Annotated in this window: 4 protein-coding genes; all 4 read right to left on the reverse strand. The window is 49.6% G+C overall.

Annotation, left to right across the window (positions count from 1 at the left end):
- Positions 1-893: amidophosphoribosyltransferase (locus tag ACRC27_RS12430; protein WP_438640012.1), on the reverse strand; the 893-nt coding region annotated here is incomplete at its 3' end.
- Between the two features lie 36 nt (positions 894-929).
- Positions 930-1,424, reverse strand: a complete 495-nt coding sequence (gene cvpA / locus ACRC27_RS12435) for a colicin V production protein (RefSeq protein WP_438621636.1) — start codon at positions 1,422-1,424, stop codon at positions 930-932.
- An 81-nt stretch (positions 1,425-1,505) separates the two neighbouring features.
- Entirely contained in the window at positions 1,506-2,195 is a 690-nt protein-coding gene (gene dedD, locus ACRC27_RS12440; RefSeq protein WP_438640013.1) for a cell division protein DedD, read from the reverse strand.
- Position 2,196: 1 nt separating this feature from the next.
- A partial coding sequence (locus ACRC27_RS12445; RefSeq protein ID WP_438640014.1) for a glutamate ligase domain-containing protein occupies positions 2,197-3,146 on the reverse strand: 950 nt, incomplete at its 5' end.

Below are 3,146 nucleotides of genomic sequence, written 5' to 3' on the forward strand. Positions count from 1 at the left end.
ACATCGATATCCAAATCCTGCCACTCACGTGCAATTTTCTCACCCAAACGCTGCCCCATATGTACACGGGCGCTGTAAACCGAGACTTTATCAATGAATGAGTCTGGGCGGGCAAAATAGACGAACTCAAAAATACACGGGCAAGTGCGCGGATTTTCGGCACATTGCTGGGTGTAAAGCTCACCATCAAAGGTGATGTAAATCGCCTCACCCGGTGCAACATCACGCACAAATTCAAAACCGACCGCATCAAGTGCCACGGTTTCTGATGCAACCATGTACTCAAGACGCCCGTCATCAAGCAACCGTTTGCCAAGCACGAGAGGCCGAATGCCGTTAGGATCACGAAACGCCAGCATCCCATTACCGATAATCATGGCTACACAAGCATACGCACCACGAACCAGTTTATGCAGCGCGCTTACCGCGGCAAACACATTATCTTGGGTCAGTGGATAATGATCAAAACGGTTAAGTTCATTGGCCAGAATATTAAGCAACACTTCAGAATCAGAGGTGGTGTTAACGTGGCGGCGGGCAACTTGGAAGAGTTTACTTTTTAACTCAATGGCATTGGTCAGATTACCGTTATGTGCCAAAGAGATACCAAAAGGAGAGTTAACATAGAAAGGTTGCGCTTCAGAAGCACTGGAGCTGCCGGCGGTAGGATAGCGCACATGCCCTATCCCTACATTGCCCTGCAGCCGCAGCATATGCCGCGCCTCGAATACATCCTTGACCAATCCATTCGCTTTTCGCAACCGAAACGCATTTTGGCTATCAATGGTGACGATGCCTGCGGCATCTTGACCACGATGCTGCAACAACGTTAGCGCATCATAGATGGATTGATTGACCGGGGTGAAACCGACCATACCGACAATACCACACATGTTTCCTCTATTTCCTCTACAAGTGCCCGCATAGCGCTACATCGGCAATTTGGGCAGGAAGCTGGACGAACCTTTCAGGTATTCAAAAAACCATTGGATGACGGTACCAAACTGCGGGATCAGAACCGATTGTTGCCACCACTCAGTTTTAGAGAAGCCAGTAAAAGAGTCGAGGAAGAACAAGATGGCTGCAATAATTAACACGCCTCGCAACGCACCAAAGCAGATCCCCAACACCCGATCGGTACCCGACAGGCCGGTTTTCTCAACTAACTGACCGATCACATAATTGATTACTGATCCGGCAATAAGTGTAGCGACGAACAGCGCGGCAATAGCGGTTCCATTGCGCAACATGGGGTCTTGAAATTGTGTAAAGTACTGCGCTAATTCAGGGTAAAAATGACTCGCCACAAAAAAAGCCACTACCCATGTCACTAACGAGAGTGCTTCACGGACAAAACCGCGTACCAAACTCACCAGTGACGAGAAACCAATAACACCCAAAATTGCGTAATCTACCCAGACCATATTTTATCCTGACGCGTCTGTTGCGCGCATTCTAACAAAAAAAGAAAACGTTTGCGTATATAAATTTCACGCCAAAAATAACTAGTGGCGTAACGGATCAAATCCCCGAACCTGCCCGCGCAAACCGGTCAAACGCTGCATGTCATCCAGTGCAAAAAGAAGTTTTTCTTTACTGGTATCAGGCCCGACATAGATTCGGTTTAATTGCCCCGAAGCTGCGGGTGAAGGCTGACTGTACGCTTTATATCCACCGGCACGAAGTTTACCGAGTAATTCATTGACCTTATCAGCATTTTTTAACGCCCCCAACTGAACCACGTAGGCTTTACCACTGGGCGCAGCCTCTGGTTTAGTTTTTTCCGGTTGTTTTACTACCTCAGTAGGTGCAACTACCGGTGGTGTAATCGGTTTACTTACCACCGGTTTTGTTGGCGCAGGCTTGTTCACTTCCGGCGTTTTTACCGTGGTGGTTGGTGCCAGTTTTGGTGGTGCTACCGGCGTTGGCGCTGAGTTATTGTCTTGTGCTGATTGCATTGGATCAACAGTTTCGGGCAAATCAGGCTCCGCCGGAGGTAACGGTTGTAATGGCTGTGAAATTGCCGGAGGCAGATCGGGCCGATTACCGGTCTCTTGTACTGTTGGTTTCAGAGGGATAGCTGCAAAATCCTCTTGGTGCTTTTTCTGGCTGTCTAAAACATCGGGCAGAATAATCACACCCAGTGCCACTAATACCACGGCACCGACTAAACGATTTTGAAATTGACTTGCCACTTTAGCCCTCCTTGTTTGCTGGCTGATGTGCTGGCTTGGCACTGATTGCTTCCATCACATCAGCCACAGTGTAAAACGAGCCGAAGACAATCACCAAATCTTGTGGCTGTGCACAGGTTAATACCGCATTCCATGCGTGAGTCACCGAATCAAATGCCTGTATATCCGTATCTACAGCTAGATTTTGACTCTCGTCAGCAACCCGCACCCTATTTTGGCCTGCTGCATCGGCATGATGAACAGCAATCTGCGATAAAATAGCGGCTAAATCACGCCCCTGCTGACCACGCGGCCCTGCCAACGTAGCACAAAACCAATGATCAATATGAGGATACAGAACCTGTAAGGCACCTGCCGCATCTTTATCTGCCAGCATACCCACTACCGCATACACTTGCCCCAGTGCCGGATTGGTACGACGCTCTTGCAGACGAGTCGCCAAATAGCGTGCCGCATGCGGATTATGAGCCACATCTAAAATAACGGTTGGGTTTTGCATCACCTGCTGAAAACGCCCCGGTAATGCAGCCTGTAGCAGCCCTTGGTAAATAGCATCGTCACTGACTTGCAGACCGCTCAGGTGCAATGCGGTCAATGCACTGGCCGCATTCGGCAGCGGGATCTGAGGCAACGGCAGATTATCACGCTGCATGTCACCACACTGCCAGCACCATGTTGATGGATTTTCTGCATCTGACAGATGATATGCCCACTCAGTGCCGACACGGTACAGTGTTGTGCCAAGGTTATTTGCCGTCTGTGCGATAGATTGAGGCATATCCGGCTCACCCACCACCGCCGGACAATGTGCTCGGAAAATACCGGCTTTTTCGCGGCCAATACTTTCACGAGAGTTGCCCAGCCAGTCGGTATGATCAAGGTCGATACTGGTAATAACTGCCACATCACTGTCAACAATGTTGGTCGCATCCAAGCGCCCGCCCAATCCGA

The organism is Plesiomonas sp. (genome assembly GCF_051650925.1).
Lineage (GTDB): Bacteria > Pseudomonadota > Gammaproteobacteria > Enterobacterales > CAMTGL01 > Plesiomonas.